Annotated in this window: 1 protein-coding gene; it reads left to right on the top strand. The window is 43.8% G+C overall.

The features are described from left to right. Nucleotides 1–623, top strand: a 623-nt coding sequence (locus tag ABN217_RS19660; RefSeq protein ID WP_349459915.1) for a multicopper oxidase domain-containing protein, incomplete at both ends; no start/stop codon positions are given.

Below are 623 nucleotides of genomic sequence, written 5' to 3'. Positions count from 1 at the left end.
TGGGGATATAACGGTGATCTGCTTGGCCCTGCACTTAGTCTGAAAAATGGGCAGAACGTCAATATTAATATCGCTAACCAACTTTCTGATGAAACTACCGTGCATTGGCATGGCCTTGAAATCTCGGGTGAACAAGATGGCGGGCCACAAGCTATTATCGCTTCAGGCGCTAACCGTCAGGTAAATTTTACGGTCAATCAACCTGAAGCAACCTGCTGGTTCCATCCTCATACACATGGAAAAACAGGTTACCAAGTTGCCATGGGATTGGCTGGGTTAGTCATTATTAAAGATGATGAAAGTAATAAGCATGGTTTACCAAGTGATTGGGGAATTAATGATATCCCAGTGATCTTACAAGATAAACGCCTTAAAGATGATGGGCAGATTGATTATCAGTTAGATGTAATGAGTGCTGCTGTTGGTTGGTTTGGGGATCTCATGCTGACCAATGGGGCAGTATTTCCAAAACACGTTGCGCCTAAAGGTTGGTTACGCTTAAGACTACTTAATGGCTGTAACGCACGTAGCCTCAATATTTCTACCAGCGATGGGCGAAAAATGTATGTTGTCGCAAGTGATGGTGGGTTATTAGCAGAGCCAATAGCTGTTACTGAGCTACC

The sequence above is a fragment of the Proteus sp. fly-1067 genome (assembly GCF_040139345.1).
Taxonomy (GTDB): Bacteria; Pseudomonadota; Gammaproteobacteria; order Enterobacterales; family Enterobacteriaceae; genus Proteus; species Proteus vulgaris_B.
This window is presented reverse-complemented; position numbering and strand designations above follow the sequence as displayed.